General features: G+C 64.2%; 1 protein-coding gene. It reads right to left on the minus strand.

Features of this window, described 5'->3' with window-relative positions; genetic code table 11:
• Window positions 1-274, minus strand: a 274-nt coding sequence (locus tag ACPYOM_RS22480; protein WP_481347661.1) for a sugar-binding domain-containing protein, incomplete at both ends; no start/stop codon positions are given.

Consider the following 274-nt stretch of genomic DNA (forward strand, 5'->3'; position numbering starts at 1 on the left):
GGTGAAGGACGTCCGCAACCAGACGTCGTCCAGTCCGGTTCGTGCCCGCGACTGGAGCGTCACATCGCGGAAGATGCCCGGCATCCACCACTGGTCCTGATCCTCAACATAGCTCGACGCCGACCACTGGTGGACACGGACGGCCAGTAGGTTGCTTCCCGGGCGGAGCGCCTCGGTCACATCAAATTCCTGCGCCAGCCGGCTGCCTGTGCCAACACCGACCTCGGTTCCGTTGAGCCACACCTTGTAGCGGGATTCCACGCCGTCGAAACGC

The organism is Monashia sp. HAY1-2A (assembly GCF_056755315.1).